The 22,017-nt window shown below is 32.2% G+C and carries 25 protein-coding genes and 1 other annotated feature; of the genes, 21 read left to right on the top strand and 4 right to left on the bottom strand.

The window, feature by feature from the left end:
- Positions 1-78 precede the first annotated feature (78 nt).
- The 19 genes from PTA89_RS06330 to mprF all read left to right on the top strand — a co-directional run bounded on the left by PTA89_RS06330 (position 79) and on the right by mprF (position 16,825).
- Positions 79-687: a helix-turn-helix domain-containing protein gene (locus tag PTA89_RS06330; RefSeq protein ID WP_255820303.1), complete on the top strand. Its 609-nt coding sequence runs from the start codon at positions 79-81 to the stop codon at positions 685-687.
- A 93-nt stretch (positions 688-780) separates the two neighbouring features.
- On the top strand, positions 781-1,932 hold the full coding sequence (locus PTA89_RS06325) for a tyrosine-type recombinase/integrase (RefSeq protein ID WP_324177066.1): 1,152 nt from the start codon (positions 781-783) through the stop codon (positions 1,930-1,932).
- A gap of 140 nt (positions 1,933-2,072) precedes the next feature.
- Positions 2,073-2,609 (top strand): dCTP deaminase/dUTPase family protein, encoded by a 537-nt coding sequence (locus PTA89_RS06320; RefSeq protein WP_003706510.1) that lies wholly within the window; start codon positions 2,073-2,075, stop codon positions 2,607-2,609.
- A gap of 17 nt (positions 2,610-2,626) precedes the next feature.
- Positions 2,627-4,000, top strand: coding sequence for a DNA repair protein RadA (radA, locus tag PTA89_RS06315; protein ID WP_081538145.1), 1,374 nt, complete (start codon positions 2,627-2,629; stop codon positions 3,998-4,000).
- Positions 4,001-4,025: 25 nt separating this feature from the next.
- Positions 4,026-5,138 (top strand): PIN/TRAM domain-containing protein, encoded by a 1,113-nt coding sequence (locus tag PTA89_RS06310; RefSeq protein WP_003706511.1) that lies wholly within the window; start codon positions 4,026-4,028, stop codon positions 5,136-5,138.
- 130 nt (positions 5,139-5,268) lie between these two features.
- Positions 5,269-6,756 carry a glutamate--tRNA ligase gene (gltX, locus tag PTA89_RS06305; RefSeq protein ID WP_003700687.1) on the top strand — a complete coding sequence of 496 codons (1,488 nt, stop codon included), beginning with the start codon at positions 5,269-5,271 and terminating at the stop codon, positions 6,754-6,756.
- A 153-nt stretch (positions 6,757-6,909) separates the two neighbouring features.
- Positions 6,910-8,322, top strand: a complete 1,413-nt coding sequence (cysS, locus tag PTA89_RS06300) for a cysteine--tRNA ligase (RefSeq protein WP_003706513.1) — start codon at positions 6,910-6,912, stop codon at positions 8,320-8,322.
- Entirely contained in the window at positions 8,315-8,722 is a 408-nt protein-coding gene (locus PTA89_RS06295; RefSeq protein ID WP_003700685.1) for a Mini-ribonuclease 3, read from the top strand. Before cysS ends, PTA89_RS06295 begins: the two co-directional genes overlap by 8 nt.
- On the top strand, positions 8,722-9,468 hold the full coding sequence (gene rlmB / locus PTA89_RS06290) for a 23S rRNA (guanosine(2251)-2'-O)-methyltransferase RlmB (protein ID WP_003702630.1): 747 nt from the start codon (positions 8,722-8,724) through the stop codon (positions 9,466-9,468). The genes PTA89_RS06295 and rlmB overlap by 1 nt, the downstream gene beginning before the upstream one ends.
- Before the next feature lies 1 nt (position 9,469).
- Positions 9,470-10,000: an NYN domain-containing protein gene (locus tag PTA89_RS06285; RefSeq protein WP_003700683.1), complete on the top strand. Its 531-nt coding sequence runs from the start codon at positions 9,470-9,472 to the stop codon at positions 9,998-10,000.
- Positions 10,001-10,064: 64 nt separating this feature from the next.
- Positions 10,065-10,217 (top strand): 50S ribosomal protein L33, encoded by a 153-nt coding sequence (gene rpmG, locus PTA89_RS06280; protein WP_003700682.1) that lies wholly within the window; start codon positions 10,065-10,067, stop codon positions 10,215-10,217.
- A gap of 19 nt (positions 10,218-10,236) precedes the next feature.
- Positions 10,237-10,404 carry a preprotein translocase subunit SecE gene (secE, locus tag PTA89_RS06275; protein ID WP_003700681.1) on the top strand — a complete coding sequence of 56 codons (168 nt, stop codon included), beginning with the start codon at positions 10,237-10,239 and terminating at the stop codon, positions 10,402-10,404.
- 114 nt (positions 10,405-10,518) lie between these two features.
- Positions 10,519-11,079, top strand: a complete 561-nt coding sequence (gene nusG, locus PTA89_RS06270; protein ID WP_003702631.1) for a transcription termination/antitermination protein NusG — start codon at positions 10,519-10,521, stop codon at positions 11,077-11,079.
- Between the two features lie 122 nt (positions 11,080-11,201).
- Complete coding sequence (gene rplK / locus PTA89_RS06265; protein WP_003700679.1) at positions 11,202-11,627, top strand: 50S ribosomal protein L11; 426 nt, start codon at positions 11,202-11,204, stop codon at positions 11,625-11,627.
- Positions 11,628-11,729: 102 nt separating this feature from the next.
- Positions 11,730-12,422 carry a 50S ribosomal protein L1 gene (gene rplA / locus PTA89_RS06260; RefSeq protein WP_003700678.1) on the top strand — a complete coding sequence of 231 codons (693 nt, stop codon included), beginning with the start codon at positions 11,730-11,732 and terminating at the stop codon, positions 12,420-12,422.
- 89 nt (positions 12,423-12,511) lie between these two features.
- Positions 12,512-12,631, top strand: a sequence feature (ribosomal protein L10 leader region).
- Between the two features lie 35 nt (positions 12,632-12,666).
- Complete coding sequence (gene rplJ, locus PTA89_RS06255) at positions 12,667-13,170, top strand: 50S ribosomal protein L10 (protein WP_003706514.1); 504 nt, start codon at positions 12,667-12,669, stop codon at positions 13,168-13,170.
- 71 nt (positions 13,171-13,241) lie between these two features.
- On the top strand, positions 13,242-13,610 hold the full coding sequence (rplL, locus tag PTA89_RS06250) for a 50S ribosomal protein L7/L12 (protein WP_003702605.1): 369 nt from the start codon (positions 13,242-13,244) through the stop codon (positions 13,608-13,610).
- 94 nt (positions 13,611-13,704) lie between these two features.
- The gene (locus PTA89_RS06245) at positions 13,705-14,166 is read left to right on the top strand and encodes a hypothetical protein (RefSeq protein ID WP_003706516.1); all 462 of its coding nucleotides are present in this window, start codon (positions 13,705-13,707) and stop codon (positions 14,164-14,166) included.
- A gap of 85 nt (positions 14,167-14,251) precedes the next feature.
- A complete protein-coding gene (gene mprF / locus PTA89_RS06240; protein WP_003706517.1) occupies positions 14,252-16,825 on the top strand; it encodes a bifunctional lysylphosphatidylglycerol flippase/synthetase MprF in 2,574 nt (857 codons plus the stop codon).
- A 72-nt stretch (positions 16,826-16,897) separates the two neighbouring features.
- Here the strand turns inward: mprF and nrdF are convergent, their stop codons facing one another.
- From nrdF to nrdH, 4 genes are read right to left on the bottom strand one after another with little or no spacing between them, the layout of a single operon-like run.
- Positions 16,898-17,878, bottom strand: a complete 981-nt coding sequence (gene nrdF, locus PTA89_RS06235; protein ID WP_003703371.1) for a class 1b ribonucleoside-diphosphate reductase subunit beta — start codon at positions 17,876-17,878, stop codon at positions 16,898-16,900.
- A 17-nt stretch (positions 17,879-17,895) separates the two neighbouring features.
- Positions 17,896-20,067 (bottom strand): class 1b ribonucleoside-diphosphate reductase subunit alpha, encoded by a 2,172-nt coding sequence (nrdE, locus tag PTA89_RS06230; RefSeq protein ID WP_201897565.1) that lies wholly within the window; start codon positions 20,065-20,067, stop codon positions 17,896-17,898.
- Positions 20,048-20,431 carry a class Ib ribonucleoside-diphosphate reductase assembly flavoprotein NrdI gene (gene nrdI / locus PTA89_RS06225; RefSeq protein ID WP_003700671.1) on the bottom strand — a complete coding sequence of 128 codons (384 nt, stop codon included), beginning with the start codon at positions 20,429-20,431 and terminating at the stop codon, positions 20,048-20,050. Before nrdI ends, nrdE begins: the two co-directional genes overlap by 20 nt.
- Positions 20,428-20,658 carry a glutaredoxin-like protein NrdH gene (gene nrdH, locus PTA89_RS06220; protein WP_003700670.1) on the bottom strand — a complete coding sequence of 77 codons (231 nt, stop codon included), beginning with the start codon at positions 20,656-20,658 and terminating at the stop codon, positions 20,428-20,430. The genes nrdI and nrdH overlap by 4 nt, the downstream gene beginning before the upstream one ends.
- A gap of 201 nt (positions 20,659-20,859) precedes the next feature.
- Between nrdH and PTA89_RS06215 the strand changes: the two genes are divergently transcribed.
- Both PTA89_RS06215 and tadA read left to right on the top strand, forming a co-directional pair.
- Positions 20,860-21,471, top strand: coding sequence for a class I SAM-dependent methyltransferase (locus PTA89_RS06215; RefSeq protein WP_003703376.1), 612 nt, complete (start codon positions 20,860-20,862; stop codon positions 21,469-21,471).
- A 13-nt stretch (positions 21,472-21,484) separates the two neighbouring features.
- On the top strand, positions 21,485-21,985 hold the full coding sequence (tadA, locus tag PTA89_RS06210; RefSeq protein WP_003703380.1) for a tRNA adenosine(34) deaminase TadA: 501 nt from the start codon (positions 21,485-21,487) through the stop codon (positions 21,983-21,985).
- Positions 21,986-22,017 lie beyond the last annotated feature (32 nt).

The raw sequence follows: 22,017 nt of genomic DNA, 5'->3' as shown, positions 1-22,017 counted from the left end.
TTAATCAACGAAAATAATGTTATTATTTACAAAATGTCGTCTTAACACTACAATATAAGTAAAAAGGCGGTGCTATAAATGATTAGATATAACCTAAATAAGTTGTTAGGCGAAAGAAATTTAAAAATAAGTAGGGTATTTGTAGATACTGGTATATCAAGGTCAACATTGACTAAAATTGTTAATAACCAAAGTAGCATGGTACAAACTGAAACTATTGATAAACTATGTCAGTATTTGAAAGTTGATGTGAAAGATTTTTTTGAGTATATACCTTTAGATGTAAAAATCAATGTTGTTCCTAATGCTATTGAAACTTCTGGACGTGATAAAAATAATCCTCTACTAGATATAGATATATTTGTAGAATTTAGAGACACATTGAACGATAGGGTAGATAAATTTGAACTATGGTTATGTTCTGACAAGAATTATGCTAAATTTTTTCAAAAACCTAATACTAATAATATTTTTGATGGTATTGAACAATCGCCGTTTGATGATGATTATGTCCTATTAAATTTATATTTACCTGATGAATTAATAGAATACATATCTAAAGCTACCAATAATAATTATGGTTTTACCCTTGATATACGTTCAATGATTGAGGAACATATAGAAAAATGTTTGGAAAAAAATCATATTACATTTGATAATGTTTTAATTGATAATTTAGGCTTTTAAGTCCCTCTGTTTTCTCTGTTTCATCGCCTGCAGCTAAGATTACAATTCTGTTTTTGTATGAGTAGGGTATCAGTACAAAAAGGATTGATTATAATGACTAAAATAATTAGATATACAAACAAGGATAATGAAACACTGTATAAATTCCGTTACTATGCAGGATTAGATGAATTAACAGGAAAACAACGTTATATAAGGCGTCAAGGGTTTACAAGTGAAAAGGCTGCAAAGACTGAGTTATTAAAGATTGAGTATTTGGTAAGCACTAACCAATATTTTAAAGATGTGAAAAGTGGCAAATTTGGCGATGTCCTAGATGAATGGTTAGAATTGCATAAAACAAGGGTTAAGGCATCAACGTTTTACAATATAAAAGTAAGGGTAAATAAATACGTACGTCCATATTTTAAAGATATGTATGTAGATAAAATAACATTAAGGCATTGCCAAGACTTTACTAATAAAACTTTTAAAACTGCTCCTAAATCTTATGTATATTCAATTAGCATTGTTAAAAATATACTTGATTACGCTCTAAGACTTGGCATGATTGAAAGCAATCCAATGCTTTATGTGATTAAACCTAAGTTAATGCAGCAAGTACAAGAAAAACATGCTAATTTTTATAGTCGTGATGAATTAAAAAAGTTCCTTGATACTGCTAAAAATGATTTTGACTTAAAAAAATACGCTCTATTCCGTCTACTTGCTTATTCTGGCATGAGAGTAGGCGAATGCTTGGCTCTAACGTGGCATAACTTAGATTTTAAGAATAATATTCTCGATATTAATAAAACTCTTGCATCTACTGAAAAAGGTCTTGAAATTCAAGTGCCTAAGACTAAAGCAAGCGTTAGAAAAATAAGCCTTGATGTTGAAACAATTCAAATATTAAAATCTTGGCAACTTGAGCAAAGAAAACAATTATTAAAGCTAGGCATTAACTCAATGAATAAGCATCAGTTAATTTTTAACAGTAATAAGAATAGTTTTATATTTAACTCTGTAATAGCATACGATATTAAGTTAATTGCAAATAAAGCCGGTATCTATCCTATAACTACTCATGGTTTTAGGCATACTCACGCTACATTACTTTTTGCCTCTGGTATGGATATTAAGCAAGTACAAGCTAGATTAGGTCATAGCAACGTACAAACAACACTTAATATATATACTCATGCTATGAAAGATAAACAAGACAAGATAGGCGATGAATTTGCTAGATATATCAGTTTGAATTAATAGACTGCATTACAGACTGTCAAGAGTAGTTGAGGGGTAAAAGGTAGTTATATAAAGGCTTTTAGTGGGTTTTGTATAATTTTTAATAATTAATGGTATGATAAAATAGAAAGTATATTAGTTAGAGAGGATTAACAAGAATGAAAAGAGGATTTGAAGTAGTAAGTAAATATAAAGACCGTGGAGTAAAACTTCCAGTCAGAATGACAAAGAATGCTGCAGGATATGATTTTTTTGCTGCAGAAGATTTTTTATTACCTAGTATTTGGAAATTTAATTTTTTGAAAATTTTATATGCATTGTATAAACAAAAAAATATAACTGAAACAGAATTATTAGAAGGACAAAAATGTTTAAAACCTTTTCTAGTTCCTACTGGAATTAAGGCATACATGAAAGATGATGAGTTCTTAATGTTAGCTAATCGTTCTAGTAGTCCATTGAAAAGAAGTTTAATTCTACCTAATGGTGTGGGAATAATAGATGCTGATTATTATAATAATCCTAATAATGAGGGTGAAATTTTTGTACAATTAGTTAATTTTGGACTAAAAGATCAATTAATAAAAAAGGGTGATCGAATAGGTCAAGGTATATTCTTACCATATTTAGTAGCTGACAATGATGAAGGTGGAAAGGAAACTAGAACTGGTGGATTTGGATCTTCTGGAAAATAGTTTGGAAGGTGAATGTATTGGCGAAAACTAAGACAAGATATGTTTGTCAAAATTGTGAATATATCTCTCCACGCTATTTAGGACGCTGCCCTAATTGTGGTTCTTGGAATAGCTTGGTAGAGGAAATAGAGAAAAGGGAAAGTTCAACTAAAGCACAGCCTAGAGTTAGTATCTCTGGTACAACAGTGAAACCTAAATTAATTGATGATGTTTCTACTGTAGAAACTCCAAGATTTAAAACTAATTTAGAAGAATTGAATCGTGTTTTAGGTGGCGGAATCGTTCCAGGATCTTTAGTGTTAATTGGTGGAGATCCAGGTATTGGTAAGTCTACATTATTACTACAAGTTTCTGGGCAATTATCTACTCTCGGGAAAAAGGTTCTTTATGTTTCTGGGGAAGAAAGTGCAACTCAAATTAAATTACGTGCGGATCGTTTAGGAGTTCATGGAACTGAACTATATTTATATCCCGAAACAGATATGGATAGTATTAGAAAAAATATTGAACTTTTAAAGCCTGATTTTGTTGTAATCGATTCGGTGCAGACAATGCAGGAGCCAGAAATGACAGCCGCAGTTGGAAGTGTTTCTCAAATTAGGGAAGTAACTGGAGATTTGATGCAAATTGCGAAAACTAATGGAATAACTGTCTTTGTTGTAGGACATGTTACTAAAGGTGGAGCAATTGCAGGGCCTAAAATTTTAGAACACATGGTAGATACTGTTCTTTATTTTGAGGGAGATCAACATAGAACATTTAGAATTTTACGAGCTGTTAAAAATAGATTTGGTTCAACTAATGAAATTGGAATCTTTGAAATGAAAAATGGAGGATTAAGCGAAGTTGCTAATCCATCAGAGATTTTTCTAGAAGAAAGATTAAAAGGGGCTACGGGATCAGCAGTCGTTGCTTCGCTTGAAGGGACTAGGCCTATATTGGTAGAATTACAAGCACTAGTAACACCGACTGCATTTGGAAATGCTAAGCGAACAACAACTGGTTTAGATCATAATCGAGTTGCGTTACTGATGGCGGTACTTGAAAAAAGAGCGGGTTTGTTATTACAAAATCAGGATGCTTATTTGAAGGCCGCTGGTGGAGTGAAGTTAGATGAGCCAGCAATAGATTTAGCCATTGCTGTTAGTTTAGTTTCTAGTTATCGCGATGCAGAAACAAGACCAACTGACTGTTTTATAGGGGAAGTGGGATTAACTGGTGAAATAAGACGAGTTAATCGTATTGAACAGCGTGTTGTTGAGGCTGCTAAGCTAGGATTTAAGCGAGTATTTTTACCAAAGAACAACTTAGATGGTTGGATGCCTCCAAAAGAGATTGAAGTAGTAGGCGTAAGTACACTAAATCAAGCATTAAAACTAATTTTTAGTTAAAAATTGATAGAAAGGATGTGCTTAAATGCGAAAAAGAATCATAGGATTAATATTAGCTATTTTAGGTGTAGGTGCAGGATATACATTTCTACCAGAGCTATGGAGCTTGATAGGACTTGGAAGTAATCGCTGGTTAACTAATGGGTTGGTTAATGCTATTATTGGTTTGATTATTATGGAAATACTAGCGATTTTCTTAATAGATGCTATTGAGCGAGTAATCATAAAAATAGAGAAAAATTTGATTAGACAAAAGCCGGAAGTAATTATTTCAACGAGCTTGTCAATCACAGTGGGATTAATTGTAGCAGCTTTAATTTCAACGATATTTAATCGATCACATGTATTCTTCATCAATACCATTTTGCCGATTGTATTAATGATTTTATTAGGGTATCTGGGATATGTTGTTGGGAAAGAAGGCTTTGGAAATTTAAAGAGATTATTTAATTTACGACAAAGAAAAGTGGAAGATGATAAAACTCAGATTTTAGAAAGAAAAGTTGGCGAAAATTTCCACAAATACAAGTTGTTAGATACTAACATTTTGATAGATGGGAGAATTTATGATCTAGCAAAAACTGGTTTCATTGAAGGTACATTAGTAGTTCCTAATTTTGTATTATATGAACTTCAATATATTGCTGACTCAGGAGATAGTATTAAACGAGTTAGAGGACGTAGAGGTTTGGACATTCTAAATAAACTACGTTCAGAAAAAATTGTTCCTGTAAAAATGTATGAGGGAGATTTTGAAGATATAAAAGAAGTTGACAGTAAGCTTATAAAATTAGCAAAGGTTTTAGATGCAGTCATAGTAACAAATGATTACAATCTAAATAAAGTTAGTGAATTTCAAAATGTACAAGTTTTAAATGTAAATGCTTTGGCTAAATCATTAAAACCACGTGTTATTCCAGGGGAAAAATTAACCGTTACAGTTATAAAAAATGGTACAGAAAGACAACAAGGTGTTGCATACTTAGATGATGGAACAATGATAGTGGTTGAAGATGGACGTTATTACCTTAATAAACCTATTGAGGTAGAAGTAACTAGTGCATTGCAGACGGATGCTGGAAGAATGATTTTTGCAAAGCCAACACATTCTAAAAGAGAATTACGTGAGAAAAACTAAGAATAAATACCATGGAATAGTTTATTTTTTACAGTAATCATTGTAGAATGGTAAGAGTATGAGTTATGATATTATTCCTATAATCATAATGTTATTAATAGATAATTATTAAAGAAAGAAGTGCTTTAAAGTGGCAAAAAACAAGATACGTGTACGTTATGCTCCAAGTCCAACTGGACATTTGCATATTGGGAACGCAAGAACAGCTTTATTTAACTATTTATTTGCAAGACATAATAAAGGAACTTTTGTATTAAGAATCGAAGATACTGATACAAAGCGTAATATTGCAGATGGTGAAAAGAGCCAAATGGATAACTTGGAGTGGCTTGGTATTGATTGGGATGAAGGTCCTGATAAGCCAGGTAAGTACGGACCATATCGTCAATCTGAAAGAAAAGATATTTACAAGCCATTAATTCAAGAATTATTAGATAAAGATTTAGCTTATGAATCATTCATGACAGAGGAAGAATTACAAGCTCAACGTGAAGAACAAAAAGCTAGAGGAGAAGCTCCTCGTTATGTCTATGAATATGAAGGCATGTCTAAAGAAGAAATCAAGAAGGCTCAAGATGAAGCACGTGCTAAGGGATTAAAACCAGTTGTTCGTATTCGTGTGCCACACAACAAGACATACGAATGGGATGACATTGTAAAGGGAAAGATTAGCTTCTTATCTGACACAATTGGTGGAGATTTCGTTATTCAAAAACGTGATGGTATGCCTACATACAACTTTGCTGTTGTAGTAGACGATCATTTAATGGAAATTACTCATGTATTACGTGGGGATGATCATGTTGCTAATACACCAAAGCAATTAGTTGTATATGAAGCATTTGGTTGGAAAGCACCTGAATTTGGTCATATGTCCTTAATTATTAATACTGAAACTGGTAAGAAGTTAAGTAAACGTGACGAAACAGTGCTTCAATTTATAGAACAATATCGTGAACTAGGTTACTTACCTGATGCAATGTTTAACTTTATTACTTTATTAGGTTGGTCTCCTGTTGGCGAATCAGAAATCTTTAATAAACAAGAATTCATCAAGATGTTTGATGCAAAACGTTTGAGCAAATCTCCAGCAGCATTTGATGGTAAGAAATTAGAATGGATTAATAACCAATATGTAAAGGCTGCTAAAGAAGATGAAATTATGGATTCTTCATTACGTCAATTAATTAAGGCTGGTAAAGTACAAGCTGATCCGGATGCTTATACAATTGAATGGGCTAGAAAACTAATTAGTCTTTACAAACAACAAATGTCTTATACAGGACAAATTGTAGAAATGGCAGATGTATTCTTTAATGAACCACCTGTTTTAAGTGAAGATGCTAAAAAAGAATTAGCTGATGAATCAGCTGCAATTGTACTAAAAGAATTTGCTGAACGTGTTAAAGATTTACCAATCTTTGATGCTGTTGAAATTCAAAATACAATTCGTTCTATTCAAAAGGATACAAAAATTAAGGGACGTAAACTCTACATGCCTATCCGTATCGCAACAACACGCGAAATGCATGGCCCAGAATTGGCACCATCAATCGAATTATTAGGTCGTGAAAAGGCATTGAAACATCTAAAGCAAACTTTAGAAGAAATGAACTAATCGTGTAGATATAGTATAATTAAAATGAGACAAGGTTGAGGCATATTTTTGTCGCAACCTTTTGTTTTATGTTTTATTATTAAGTTAAGAGTTAAGAAAAACGTTAATTGTGATATATTATTACGTTTTAATAGATTAGGAGTGATGAATTAGATGTTGCAATTGTATAATACATTAACTAATCAAAAAGAAAAATTTGAACCATTAAATCCTGGAAAAGTGACAATGTACGTCTGTGGCCCAACAGTGTATAACTATATTCATATTGGTAATGCTAGAAGTGCGGTTGCTTTTGATACAATCAGACGTTATTTAGAATATCGTGGTTTTGAAGTAAACTATGTTTCGAATTTTACAGACGTTGACGATAAAATCATTAAAGCAAGTCAAAAAATGAATCTTTCAGTTAAAGAAATAACTGAGAAATTTATTAATGCGTTTTATGAAGATACAAGTGCTTTGAATGTAAAGAAAGCTACATTGAATCCTCGAGTAATGGATAATATGGATGATATTATCAAGTTTATTGAAGTTTTAGTGCAAAAAGGATATGCATATGAATCTGCTGGAGATGTATATTATAAGACTAGAAAGTTTAAAGATTATGGTAAACTATCTGGACAATTAATAGATGATCTAGAACAAGGTGCTAGTAGCCGAGTCGATGATATCGACCAAGATAAAAAGCAAGATCCATTAGATTTCGCTCTTTGGAAAAAAGTAAAGCAAGGAGAAATATCTTGGAATTCTCCTTGGGGACAAGGACGTCCAGGGTGGCATATTGAATGTTCAGTAATGTCTACTAAATATTTAGGAGATACAATAGATATTCATGCTGGAGGACAAGATTTAGAATTCCCACATCATGAAAATGAGATTGCACAAAGTGAAGCAAAGACTGGCAAAAAATTTGCTAGATATTGGTTACATAATGGATTTGTAACAATTGGTGAAGAAGATCAAAAAATGAGTAAATCTTTAGGAAATTTTGTAACAGTACATGATTTACTAAAGAAAGTAAACCCTCAAGTTATTAGATTCTTTATGTCAACAACTCAATATCGTCGACCAATCCGATATAGTTCTGCTAATTTAAATGAAGCAAAAGTTAATCTAAATAAATTGCAAACAGCTTATGAAAACTTAAGTTATCGTTTAAAAGATAGTGTAGAAGGAAACGATAAAGAAGTAGAAGTTAATTTTGCTAATCTTGAAAAAGATTTTGTTAAAGTTATGGATGATGATTTTAATGTACAAAATGGGATTTCTGTTATTTATGAAATGGCTAAACAACTAAATATCTATTCAGAAAAAGAAAAGGTATATACTGATACTATTAATAACTTAATTAACACTTATAAGAAAGTCGTAGAAATTTTTGGTATAAGTTTTAGTGAAGAAAAAGAATTGTTAGATGATACGATTGAACAACTTATCCAAGAAAGAAATGAAGCAAGAAAAAATAAGAACTTCAAACGTAGCGATGAAATAAGAGATCTACTAAAAGAACAAGGAATAATATTAGAAGATACAGCACAAGGTACAAGGTGGAAGAGAAATGATTAAAGAAGATGTAGACTATAATCAAATGAATGGGATTGCCTTAGCATATATGGGCGATGCAATTTATGAAATTTATATTCGAAGACATTTATTAGCTAAAGGTTTAACTAAACCAACAAAGCTACATCACAAGGCTACTCATTATGTATCTGCAAAGGCACAAGCTTTTTTAATCGAAAAAATGCAAGAGCAAAATGTTTTGAATGATGAAGAGTTAGAATTCTTTAAGCGTGGTAGAAATGCCAAAAGTCATACTTCTGCAAAAAATACTTCAGTTGTAACTTACAGAATTTCTACAGGCTTCGAAGCATTATTTGGTTATCTATATCTAAGTGATCAAATCGAAAGATTAGAGGAATTAGCAGATTGGTGTATTAATACAGTAGAGAAAGAAGGGAAATAATGAAAGAAGAGCAAAAAGATTTTATTATTGGACGTCATCCAGCTATGGCGGCTTTAAAAAAGAAAGATAGCAATATTAATAAAGTTTTTGTTCAAGAAGGATTAAAGGCGGATGCTATTCAGGAAATATATACTTTAGCTAAAGCCCGAAAGTTAGTAGTTTCTAGAGTTCCTAAAACTAAACTTGATAATTTAGTAAATGGACAAAATCACCAAGGTGTAGTGATTGCTATAGCATCATATAGTTATGCTACAATTGATGATTTGTTTGAAAAAGCTCGTAGTAAAAATGAAGATCCTTTTTTCTTGATTTTAGATGGAATTGAAGATCCACATAATTTAGGTTCAATTATGAGGACCGCAGATGCAGCAGGAGTTCATGGAATTATCATTCCCAAAAGACGTGCAGTGCAGTTGACTTCAGTTGTGGCAAAAACTTCGACAGGTGCTATTGAACATGTACCTGTTGTGAGAGTTACAAATTTAGTACAAACTGTTAAAGAATTAAAAGAACAGGGAGTATGGATCTTTGGGACTGATATGAAAGGTACTGATTTTAGAAAGTGGAGTGCTAAGGGAGCAACAGCTTTGGTAATAGGAAATGAAGGTAAAGGAATTTCTCCACTTTTGAAGAAAACTTGCGATGAAATGTTAACTATTCCAATGGTAGGACATGTTCAAAGTTTAAATGCAAGTGTAGCTGCTAGTTTATTAATATATCAAGGATTTACTTCAAGAGGAAATTAATATGAAAAAGAATATCTTGATTGTTGATGCATATAATATGATAGGAAATTGGCCACAATTAGATAAATTAAAGAAGAGTGATAGGCTAGAGGATGCTAGAGATTTACTTTTGAAAATATTATCTAATTACCGTAAACAGGCTAATACAGAAATTATTGTAGTATTTGATGCGATGTATGTACCTGGTATGACAAAACAATATGAGCAATATGACTTACAAGTGGTATGGACAGCTGAAGATCAAACAGCAGATACTTATATTGAATCATTGGCTGGAAGATTACAAACACCATTGACTCAGGTAAGAGTAGCAACAAGTGATCAAGCTGAACAATGGACAATTTTTTCGCAAGGAGCATTGAGACTCCCAGCGTGGGAATTATATCAGGAAATAAAAAGATCTAAAAAAGAGGTTAGACAACAGGCAAAGATATATCAAAATCAAAAAGCCGCAAGACGTTTAACTTGGAATGATGATCAGTTAGAAAAATTAGCTGAGTATCGGGATAAATTAATGGGAAAAGAAAAATAGTGTGATTGACATTTTAGGATATATCATGATAGAGTTTATTTGATTCAGTGTAAAGGAGTAATTTATGGCTAATAAGAAAAAAGTAGCACTTGCTTGTTCTGAATGTGGTTCACGTAATTATACAATTACTGAAAATCCAAATCGTACAGAAAGACTAGAAGTACAAAAGTTTTGTAAGTATTGTGGTAAGCATACGTTACACAGAGAGACAAAGTAATTGCTGAGGAGTGATTTAATTGAAATTTCTAAAGAATGTTATTAAAACTATGAAAGATACAACATGGTTGAATGCAAAGGAAACAAGAAGAGATACAACTACTGTTATTATTTCTTCATTGCTATTTATAGGCTTTTTTGCTGTTGTGGACTGGGTTATTCAATCAGCCTTATCATTACTTGTATAGTTGTTTGATATTATATCTAGCAATAAAAGAAAACATTTGCTATAATTACGAAAGAAAGCCCCGGGATTCGTGGAGGCTTTTTTATTTTCAATAAATTTAGAAAGGAATGGAAAAATGGCACATACAGTAGAATCAGTTGAAAAGAAATGGTATGTTTTACATACTTATGCAGGATACGAAAACAAGGTTAAAGAAAATTTAGAATCAAGAGCAACTTCAATGGGGATGGAAGATTACATTTTTAGAGTAGTTGTTCCTGAAGAAGAAAAGCATGAAACTACTAAAACAGGAAAAGAAAAAGTAGAAAAATTAAAAACATTCCCAGGATATGTATTAGTAGAAATGGTAATGACTGATCAATCATGGTATGTTGTTAGAAATACTCCTGGCGTAACTGGGTTTGTAGGTTCACATGGATCAGGAAGTAAGCCAGCACCACTATTAGATGAAGAAATTAATCATATTCTACATGAATTAGGAATTAGTTCACGTCATTCTAACTTTGATGCTGAAGTAGGGGATGCAGTTACTATTATTGATGGTGCATTTTCTGGTTTAGTTGGTAAGATTACAGAAATTGATACTGAAAAGATGAAATTAAAAGTTGATATTGATATGTTTGGCCGCGAAACAGCAGCTGAATTGAATTATGATCAAGTAGATAAATTAGTATAATAAATACTTGCATGGATGAAATACAAATGATATAATTCATGAGTATGATTTTTATCATACAAGTGGGAGGCTAAATTTTTTATAGCCATCCGTACCACACACGGAAAGAGGAGGTTTTTACCGTGGCAAAGAACGTAGTAAACGTTGTTAAATTACAAATTCCTGCTGGAAAAGCAACTCCAGCTCCACCAGTTGGTCCTGCATTAGGTCAAGCAGGTATCAACATTATGGGATTCACAAAGGAATTCAATGCTCGTACAGCAGATCAAGCTGGTATGATCATTCCTGTTGTGATTAGTGTATACGAAGATCGTTCATTCGACTTCGTTACAAAGACACCACCTGCTGCTGTATTACTTAAAAAAGCTGCTGGTGTAGAAAAGGGATCTGGCGAACCTAACATGAAGAAAGTTGCTACTGTAACTAAAGATCAAGTTAAGGAAATCGCAGAAACAAAGATGCAAGATCTAAACGCTGCAGACGTTGAAGCTGCAATGCGCATGATTGAAGGTACTGCACGAAGCATGGGCTTTGTTGTAGAAGACTAATTTCTACGGCCACGCTTCTCAGACGGATACTCTATGAAAATAGATGTATCAAGTGGGAGGTTTATCCGATAGACCACATATTGCAAGGAGGAAATTTCACTAATGGCTAAGAAAAAAAGTAAAAAGTATTTAGAAGCTGCTAAGCAAGTTGAAGAAGGCAAGTTATACAATGCTTCTGAAGCATTTGGCTTAGTAAAGAAGATTGATTTTGCAAACTTTGATGCTACTATCGAAGTTGCTTTCAACTTAAACGTTGATACAAAACAAGCTGATCAACAATTACGTGGTGCTATGGTTTTACCAAATGGTACTGGTAAAGATCAAACAGTTGTTGTATTTGCTAAAGGTGCAAAAGCACAAGAAGCTAAGGATGCAGGCGCAGACGTTGTTGGTGACGACGACTTAGTTGCACGTATCCAAGACGGTTGGTTGGACTTTGATGTTGCTATTGCAACACCAGATATGATGGCACAAGTTGGTCGTTTAGGTCGTGTATTGGGACCTAAAGGCTTGATGCCAAACCCTAAGACTGGTACAGTTACAATGGATGTAACAAAGGCTGTTACAGATGCTAAGTCTGGACAAGTTACATACCGTACAGACCGTGACGGTAACGTACATGTTCCATTGGGTAAAGTATCATTTACAGAAGAAGCACTTGAAGGTAACTTCAAAGCTGTTTATGATGTAATTGCTAAGGCTCGTCCTGCATCTGTTAAAGGTGTTTACATCAAGCATGTTTCTGTTGCTTCTACATTTGGACCAAGTGTTACATTAGATACAACAGCACTTTAATTTAAATAATGAGGTGGGAAGATAAATTCTTCTCACTTTTTTATTATTTTTTCTTGACACTTATAATAGGCTATGGTAACCTATTAAAGGTCAAGTTAATAATTCTACCTAAGACTCAGGTGGCTAACGCCTTAAATTTATGCCTGCCGAGGAGTAAACGTATCTCTCTCTGTGTCTTGGTGTGGACATAGAGCTTTTTATTTATAAAAAGCTTTTGACACAATGACTAGGAGGTGAATTAATAATGAGTAAGGAAATTATCGCAAAGAAAGCTGCTATCGTTGAAGAAGTTTTTGAAAAATTCCAAAGTGCTTCTTCTGCTGTAGTTGTTGACTATCGTGGCTTAACTGTTGAAGAAGTTACTGATTTACGTAAGCAACTTCGTGAAGCTGGTGTAGAAATGCGTGTTATCAAGAATACATTCTTGAAACGTGCAGCTGACAAAGCAGGTTATGAAGGTTTAGATGATACATTCTCTGGCCCTACTGCTGTTGCATTTGGTGGTGAAGACATCACTGCACCTGCTCGTATTATGGCTAAATTTGCAGAGGATCATGAAGCTTTAGAAATTAAAGGTGGTATGATCGAAGGTAAGATTGCTTCTCTTGAAGAAATCAACGCTCTTGCTAAATTACCAAACCGCGACGGATTACTTTCAATGCTATTATCTGTATTGCAAGCTCCAGTTCGCAACTTTGCTTATGCAGTTAAAGCTGTTGCTGACAGCAAAGACGAAGATGCAGCTTAATTCTAAATTATTAGTTGCATAAATTACAATTAACAAAAAAAGAATTTTATCTATGTATGGAGGAAAATAAAATGGCATTAGATACAGAAAAGATTATTGCTGACTTAAAAGAAGCTAGCATTCTTGAATTAAACGACTTAGTAAAAGCTATCGAAGAAGAATTTGGTGTTTCCGCTGCTGCTCCAGTTGCAGTTGCAGGTGCTGCAGGTGCAGACGGTGCTGCAGAAAAGGATTCATTTGATGTTGAATTAACAGATGCAGGTTCTGCAAAAGTTAAAGTTATCAAGGCAGTTAAGGATATCACAGGTCTTGGCTTGAAAGATGCTAAGGGCTTAGTTGATGGTGCTCCTTCCGTAATTAAAGAAGGCGTTGCTAAGGACGAAGCAGAAGAATTGAAGGCTAAACTTGAAGAAGTTGGCGCAAAGGTAACATTGAAATAATTTATTTTAATTTTACTTTTAGAGATCAGTTTAACGACTGGTCTCTTTTTTCATATATGAGTAATTATCTTATCCAGGAAAGAAGGTGGAATAGGTGAGTACTTTAGATAATATGGCTCATGCAAGTAACGAAAGAAGAAATCAAAATATAATGAAGTTACGTCAAGCATTTAATGATGAGAAATACAATACGATAAGTCAAGCTGCTAGAGGTACGGGATATACATATCAAACTGTAAAAAAATGGGCTATTGATGGAGATATTCCACTACTTGATGAGAATGGAACTTCAATAGTTAAAATCACTGAGGATAATCAAAGAAAAGTAAATGAGAAACGTAGAATTGAGCATATAAACAAATTAAATGAAATATTTCATAAAAAAGAAGCTATAACTGTTTCTGCGTGTGCTAGTAAATTAGGTTATCCAGAGGAAACAATAATTTCATGGGCGAAACAAGGAGAGATACCATTGTTAATGGCAAATAATGAATTAGTAGTACCATTTAACGAGTATAATCGTCCGTATTGGTTAGATAGTGATGATTTTCTTTAGGATTTAGTAATTTTTAATTTCCTTTACAATCTTGATTAATTACTACGTATTAGTGATAATAGAGAGAGGGATTGGAGGATGTAACATGAAAAAAGTTAAGGATTTTATCAAACAAAAATCCACAATTTTACAATTAATGTTTGTAGCTTCAGTGTTAATATTAGTTTTAGTGGAAATTAGTAAAATTATTAGGGATGTTGATTGGAATCAGGTTAGTGATGGCTTGCTGAGTCAGTCAATTTTTTCAATTATTATGATGCTAATTCTAGGAATGTTTTCTGTTACTCCAATGCTAATTTACGATATTTCGATAACTTCTTTTTTATCAGAAAAGTTTAATTGGAAATATATTTTAAAGAGTGGCTGGATAACAAATACTTTTACTAATATTGCAGGTTTTGGGGGGATATTAGGAGCTACATTAAGGGCTAGTTTTTATGGTAAAAAATCTAGTAAAAAACAGGTTTTGTATGCTATATCTAAGATTGCTTTATTTTTATTAGCAGGATTATCAATATATTGCTGGGTATCGTTATTTATAATCTTTGGTTTACATATAGGTGCTGGATTAACTAAATATTGGATTTGGTTAGTCGGTGGGGGTCTGTATTTTCCATTGTTATTTAGTATTACTAAATTCAAAAATAATGCTTTTTTTGGTGATCTTACGTTAAAAAAAGAACTATTTTTAATACTGGGTTCTTGTTTGGAATGGGCAGGCGCAGGTCTATTTTTCATATATATTGGATTAGTTTTAGGGGTAAAATTCAATATACTTGAAATATTTGCTTTGTACATTATTGCGTCCGTTTTTGGGGTTATATCAATGGTTCCTGGTGGATTAGGTTCGTTTGATGTTTTTATTATCCTAGGAATGGAAAGCCTAGGCATAGGTAATGCAGATGTAATTGTATGGTTGCTATTTTTCCGTATATTTTACTATATTGTGCCATTTTTTGTAGGTACTGTTTTATTTGTGCATACTTTAGGTAATAAAGTGAATGAGTACTTCGATGGTATTCCAAGTGCATTATTACAAAAAACGGCTCATATATTAATTACAATTTTTATGTATGCATCTGGCATAATAATGTTAATAGAAGCAGCTGTTCCAAGTTTTGCTTTTTCTAACTTTATTCTGGTCAAGTTATATCCGTTAACATTTTTATTCTTACATCAAATGACAGACGTGATATTTGCTTTCTTGCTAATTGCAATGGGTAGAGGCTTTGAATCTAGAGTTAAAAAATCATTTTGGCCAACGATAATAGTTTTAGGAATAGGAATTGTTAATACTTTATGGAGGGTTTATACTCCAGGTTTAGCATGGTTTTTAATCTTTATTATGGCTTGTGTGATCCTCTCAAGAAAAGAACTTTATCGAGAACAATTACGTTATTCATTTGGAAAAATGTTTGTAGATGGTGGAATATTTACAGTAACATTTTTGTTGTATTTGTTAGTTGGATTCTTGAATTTTAGACCAATAGGACATAAAAGTATCCCAGTACCAGAAGTTTTAATTTTTCAAGGACAGCAAATATGGTTGTCAGGTTTTATGGGAATGATTTTAGCTGGCATAATAATGTTAATAATTATAACTAGCTTTACATCAGATACTGATCCGTTTAGAAAAATGAATTTCGATAAAAAGAGAATTAAAAAAATTATAGATAATTATTCTGGCAATGAAGTTAGTCATTTAGCCTTTTTAAGAGATAAAAATATTTATTATTACAGAGTTAATGGTGAAGATATAATGTATTTCATGTATCGCAGGAAAAATGACAAGTTAATTTTTATGGGAGAACCTGTGGGAAATATGGATTATTTAAAAGATGCCATTAAGGAACTAATGACACAAGCAGATTACTATGGCTATGAATTAGTTTTCTATGAAATAAATTCTAAATTAACCATGTTGTTACATGATTTAGGCTTTGACTTTATAAAGAATGGTGAAGAAGGATATGTAACTTTGAAGGACTTTTCACTGTCAGGTAAGAAAAAACGTGGTGAGAGGGCATTAATCAACAAATTCGAGCGTGAAGGATATACTTTTGAAATGATAGAACCTCCGTTTTCTAAAGAGTTGATTCAAGAGTTAAAACAAGTCTCTGACAGTTGGTTAGATGGTCAGTTAGAGAAGGGCTTTTCATTGGGTTTTTTTGATGAATATTACCTAAATCAAGCTAATATAAGTATTATTAAAGATGCTGATAATAAAATTGTTGCATTTGCTTCAATGATGCCTATGGATGATAAGACTTTATCAATAGACTTAATGAGACATAGTAAGCAAGCCCCTTCTGGAATAATGGATAAAATTTTCATTACCTTATTTGAGTATGGTAAAGAAAATGGTTATGAACGTTTTGATATGGGAATGGCACCATTAGCTAATGTAGGGACTTCTCAGTATAGTTTTATTGAAGAAAGAGCTGCACATTTTATTTATGAGTATGGATATTCATTTTATGGTTTCCAAGGCTTAAGAGATTACAAAGATAAATATGTCAGTTATTGGTTGCCTAAGTATACTGCTTATAGAAAGAGAAGTTCAATTGTTTCTACAATGCTAGAAGTAACAAGCGTTGTTAATAGTAAGAGAAGAGAACAATTTAGAAGAGAGATTTCACTTTCAAGATTCTGGTCATAAAAATTATTAATTTAATATAGTATAAAAAATATCCTCGTCAATTTTCAGATCGATTGACGAGGATATTTTTATCTATTTATCAGAGTTATCATCAAAGTTAAATAGGTAATCAGAATCTTCCATTGCTTCAACGTCACCAAGGAGATATCCATTACCAACTTGGGAGAAAAAGTCATGGTTAGATGTAGAAGTTGAAATACCATTCATAACAACTGGATTAACATTTTGCGCATATCCATCAGCAAATAGTGGATCCATACCTAAGTTCATTAATGCTTTATTAGCATTGTAACGAAGGAAAACTAATACATCATCAGTCCAACCAACTTTGTCATAAAGTAAGTGAGTATATTTTTCTTCATTTTCGTATAACTCATAAAGCAAATCGTACATCCAAGAAGTAAATTCTTCTTGTTCATCATCAGATAGTTCATTAAAGCCTAATTGAAACTTATATCCAATGTAAGTACCATGAACTGATTCATCGCGAAGAATTAGTTTAATAATTTCTGCTACGTTGGCTAATTTATTATGACCTAACCAATATAGTGGAGTATAGAATCCTGAATAAAATAAAAATGTTTCTAAAAATACAGAAGCAACTTTCTTTTGTAAAGGACTACCGTTTTGATAAATTTCATTGATACGATTAGCTTTATATTGCAAGATTTCATTAGAATTTGTCCAATCAAAGATTTCTTCAATTTCCTTAGGAGTGTTTAATGTAGAAAAAATTGAAGAATAACTTTTAGCATGAACTGATTCCATAAATTCAATGTTATTCATAACAGCTTCTTCGTGTTGTGTACGAACATCTTTCTTCAATGAAGACATACCATCTTGGGATTGAAGTGTATCTAATAAAGTTAAACCACCGAATACTTTACCAACGACGTCTTTGTCATCTTCATTAAATTCACGCCAATCAGATAAGTCATTGGATAAAGGAATACGTGTATCTAACCAGAATTGTTCAGTAAGTTTTTCCCACGTAGCTTTATCAATTTCATCTTCTAAAGCATTCCAATTAATAGCGGTATATGATTTAGTCATTATCTAATTCTTCCTTTCTAAATTGAACAACTTTCGCATTCATTTGCACCAACTTCAGATGCATCATCAGTAAAAGTACGTACATAGTAAATAGATTTAACACCTTTATAATGTGCATAATTGCGAAGAATAGATAAATCTCTAGTTGTCATTTTATCAGTTCTTCCATTCTTCCACTCATATAAACCTGCTGGAATTGTTGAACGCATAAATAATGTTAAACTCATACCTTGATCAACATGTTGTTGAGCTGCTGCATAAGTATCGATAACTTTACGCATATCAGTATCGTATGCTGATTTGTAATAAGGTAAAGTTTCATTTGACAAGTAAGGTGCAGGATAGTAAATCTTTCCAATTTTTCTTTCTTGACGTTCTTCAATTCTATTGATGATAGGGTGTAGACTAGCTGTTGTGTCATTGATATATGAAATAGAGCCATTAGGTGCTACAGCTAATCTGTTTTGATGATATAAGCCGTATTTCATAACATTTTCTTTAAGACTAGTCCAGTCAGATTTTGTAGGTATAAAGATACCATCAAATAATTCTTTAATACGTGCATTTTTTGGTGCAAATTCTTGATTTAAATAAGTATCAAAGTAACTACCGTCAGCATATTTACTATTTTCAAAATTATCAAAAGTAACTTTTCTTTCTTTTGCAATTTTGTTTGAAGCTACTAAAGTCCAATAGTTTAGTAACATGAAATATACACTAGTAAATTCAAGAGCTTCAGGTGATCCATATTCAATTTGATTTTTAGCAAGGTAAGCATGTAACCCCATAGCACCTAAACCGATAGTATGAGCTAATCGATTTCCGTGTTGGATTGATGGAACAACATCAATATCCGATTTATCAGTAACAAAAGTTAAAGCTCTAGTCATAACTTCAACAGATTTACCGAAGTTAGGTGATGCCATAAGGTTAACAATATTAGTAGAACCTAAGTTACAGCTAATATCTGTCCCTAGAACTTCATATTCTTGACGATTATTAATTACTGAAGCACGTTGAACTTGTAAAATTTCGGAACATAAATTACTCATAACAATTTTTCCAGAAATAGGATTTACTCTATTAGCAGTATCTATGTTAATAACATAAGGATATCCAGATTCTTGTTGTAACTTAGAAATTTGTTCTTCTAAATCACGAGCTTTAATAACTTTCTTAGGAATATTTGGATTAGCAACCATATTATCATATTCTTTAGTGATATCCACATAAGAAAATGGTTTGTGGTAAACACGTTCAACTCCCCAAGGATCAAAAAGATACATGTCTTCATTTTTAGCTACTAATTCGTAGTATTTATCTGGAACTACTAATCCTAATGAAAGGGTCTTTACACGAATTTTTTCATCAGCATTTTCTTTTTTAGCAGATAAAAATGCTTCTATATCAGGATGGAAGACATTTAAATAAACAGCACCAGCACCTTGACGTTGACCAAGTTGGTTTGAATATGTAAAGCTATCTTCAAGTAACTTCATAACAGGAACGACACCAGATGCAGCTCCATGAATTCCTTTAATAGGAGCACCAGCACCGCGTAAATTGGAAAGATTAATACCAACACCACCACCAATACGTGATAATTGTAGGGCAGAATTAATATTTCTTCCGATTGAATTCATGTCATCAGTCATTTGGATTAAGAAACAAGATACCAGTTCTCCACGGCGTTTACGACCGGCATTCAAGAAACTTGGAGTAGCAGGTTGATATCTTTGATGGATTAATTCATCAGCTAATTCTAAAGCTAATTTTTCATCTCCATCACCAAAATAAAGAGCGTTAGTAGCAACTCTATCTATAAAGTTTTCTAAATAGTAGGCATTATCGTCAGTTTTTAAAGCGTACTGAGCATAAAATTTATATGCTGCCATAAAAGTTTTAAAATGAAAATCTTCTTTTTTTAGGTAATCATATAATTTTTCGATAAATTCAAATGAATATTTAGAAATAAACTCTTCTTCATAGTAGTTATTTTGAATTAAATAATTAATTCGTTCCTTAATTGAAGAAAATTGTTTAGTATTAGGCTTAACATTTTCATTTAAAAAGGCTTCAAGAGCCTCTTTATCTTTTCCTAATTGGATTTGACCATTTACAGGAATATTTATTTCATTATTTAAATCAAAATAAGTAACTTTACTAATATCAATGTCCTTTAGACTCAAGTTCCTTCACCGCTTTCTTAAAATTTGAAACATCAGTAGGAGTTCCATTAAATTCAAATGCATAAATTAATGGAACGTGATATTCGTAAGATAGATTTTTTGCTGTAAAGATAAATAATTCAGCAAAGTTACGATTACCAGTTCCAACAATTCCTTTAAGATAATGACTATTATTTTGATACTCTAAAAAGTCATTTATGGGTTCTGTTATCTGTTTATCATAAGTAGGTGTAATTAATACAAAGGGATCATTTACTTCAAAAAAAGGATTGGCAGCATCTATTTCAAAATATTCATAGTTGCTGCCTAATTTTTTGATAAATCTTTTTGTTTGTCCAGTTACCGTGAAGTAAACTATTTTCATTGAGCAATCAACTTCTTCAATAAGTCTGGACGGAAACCATTTACGATAGGGGAATCATTTTCTTCCAACACAGGTACAGCTTGGAATCCCTTGTTCTTTAAATAGTCAATATATTCAGGATTTTCAGAAATGTTGTGTTCTTCAAACTCAACGTTATGTTGTTTTAAAAATTTTTTTGTCATTTTACATTGAATACAATTGTTTTTAGTGAATAAATCTAATTTCATAAAAACTACCTCCGTAACTTCTTGTGTATTTAGTATACAATATATAGAGAAAAATTCAAGTCTAACTACACCATATATTGTGGGTTTTTAATAATAGTGTCCGACATGTTGTGTTAATGGGAATTTTGGTAAAAACAATAATTTGCTAAGGTAGAAAAAAATGCGTATTATTATAGATATAAATTACAGGAGAAAAAGACAATGACTAATTATTATTATTCTTCAAACCCAGACGTAGAACATAAAGAAAAAAAGTGGAATTTCGAATTGCTGGGAAATAACATACATTTTACAACAGATAATGGAGTTTTTTCAAAAAATACGGTTGATTTTGGTACAAGAGTACTATTAGAAACTATTGATGCTAATTTAGATTTAGATAATAAAAAAATACTAGATATGGGTTGCGGCTATGGCCCTATTGGATTGTCAATAGCAAAAGCATATCCAAATAGTCAGGTAGATATGGTAGATGTCAATGAACTAGCCCTTGAATTAGCCAAGAAAAATGCAGCAAATAACAATATAAATAACGTTAAAATTTTTAAATCTAGTCAATATGAAGATATTAATGAAACTGATTATGATTTGATAATTACAAATCCACCTATAAGAGCGGGAAAAGATGTTGTTCATGGGATTTTAGCAGGATCAAAGCAACATCTAAATCTCGGTGGCAGTATTGTAGCTGTAATTCAAAAGAAACAAGGTGCACCTTCTGCAATAAAGAAATTAAATGAAGTATTTGAAAATTGTCAAACTCTAAATAAGAAGAAGGGATATTTTATTTTACAAAGTGAAATGATTAAATAGCGAGGTGATTTTCTTGCCATTGACTGATGAACAAAAAGTGAAATTTATGAAAGAAGCTTTATTTGAAGCAAAATTAGCAGCTAAGATTGGAGAGGTGCCAATTGGCTGTGTAATTGTAAAAGATGGAAAAATCATTGGGAGAGGGCATAACTTAAGGGAACATAGTCAGAATGCTACACTACATGCAGAAATGTTAGCCATTGAGGAAGCAAATGAAACAGTTAATAGTTGGAGGTTAGTCGATACTCAACTTTTTGTAACATTAGAACCTTGTCCAATGTGCAGTGGAGCGATTATTAATTCAAGAATTCCTGAAGTATATTATGGTGCATCTGATCCTAAAGCAGGAACTGTAGGAACATTGATGAATTTACTTGAAGATAGCAGATTTAATCATCAATCATTTGTAGAAAAAGGAATTTTAGAAAATGAATGTGCTTCTATTCTGAAAGATTTTTTTAAATCAATTAGGAAAAAAATGAAGAAAAAAAGAAAAAATCGAGTGAAAGACTAGATATTTTTGACTAATTCGTGTATCATAGTATT

The sequence above is a fragment of the Ligilactobacillus salivarius genome, from assembly GCF_035231985.1.
Classification (GTDB): Bacteria; Bacillota; Bacilli; order Lactobacillales; family Lactobacillaceae; genus Ligilactobacillus; species Ligilactobacillus salivarius.
Note: the sequence above shows the minus strand (reverse complement) of the source record. Positions and strands in the feature narration are given on the sequence as shown.

Bases quoted from the DNA above. Each gene is read 5' to 3' on its own strand.
- PTA89_RS06330 (WP_255820303.1), top strand. From the start codon at position 79: ATGATTAGATATAACCTAAATAAGTTGTTAGGCGAAAGAAATTTAAAA.
- PTA89_RS06325 (WP_324177066.1), top strand. From the start codon at position 781: ATGACTAAAATAATTAGATATACAAACAAGGATAATGAAACACTGTAT.
- PTA89_RS06320 (WP_003706510.1), top strand. From the start codon at position 2,073: ATGAAAAGAGGATTTGAAGTAGTAAGTAAATATAAAGACCGTGGAGTA.
- PTA89_RS06310 (WP_003706511.1), top strand. From the start codon at position 4,026: ATGCGAAAAAGAATCATAGGATTAATATTAGCTATTTTAGGTGTAGGT.
- cysS (WP_003706513.1), top strand. From the start codon at position 6,910: ATGTTGCAATTGTATAATACATTAACTAATCAAAAAGAAAAATTTGAA.
- PTA89_RS06295 (WP_003700685.1), top strand. From the start codon at position 8,315: ATGATTAAAGAAGATGTAGACTATAATCAAATGAATGGGATTGCCTTA.
- rlmB (WP_003702630.1), top strand. From the start codon at position 8,722: ATGAAAGAAGAGCAAAAAGATTTTATTATTGGACGTCATCCAGCTATG.
- PTA89_RS06285 (WP_003700683.1), top strand. From the start codon at position 9,470: ATGAAAAAGAATATCTTGATTGTTGATGCATATAATATGATAGGAAAT.
- rpmG (WP_003700682.1), top strand. From the start codon at position 10,065: ATGGCTAATAAGAAAAAAGTAGCACTTGCTTGTTCTGAATGTGGTTCA.
- nusG (WP_003702631.1), top strand. From the start codon at position 10,519: ATGGCACATACAGTAGAATCAGTTGAAAAGAAATGGTATGTTTTACAT.
- rplA (WP_003700678.1), top strand. From the start codon at position 11,730: ATGGCTAAGAAAAAAAGTAAAAAGTATTTAGAAGCTGCTAAGCAAGTT.
- rplJ (WP_003706514.1), top strand. From the start codon at position 12,667: ATGAGTAAGGAAATTATCGCAAAGAAAGCTGCTATCGTTGAAGAAGTT.
- rplL (WP_003702605.1), top strand. From the start codon at position 13,242: ATGGCATTAGATACAGAAAAGATTATTGCTGACTTAAAAGAAGCTAGC.
- mprF (WP_003706517.1), top strand. From the start codon at position 14,252: ATGAAAAAAGTTAAGGATTTTATCAAACAAAAATCCACAATTTTACAA.
- nrdF (WP_003703371.1), bottom strand. From the start codon at position 17,878: ATGACTAAATCATATACCGCTATTAATTGGAATGCTTTAGAAGATGAA.
- nrdI (WP_003700671.1), bottom strand. From the start codon at position 20,431: ATGAAAATAGTTTACTTCACGGTAACTGGACAAACAAAAAGATTTATC.
- nrdH (WP_003700670.1), bottom strand. From the start codon at position 20,658: ATGAAATTAGATTTATTCACTAAAAACAATTGTATTCAATGTAAAATG.
- PTA89_RS06215 (WP_003703376.1), top strand. From the start codon at position 20,860: ATGACTAATTATTATTATTCTTCAAACCCAGACGTAGAACATAAAGAA.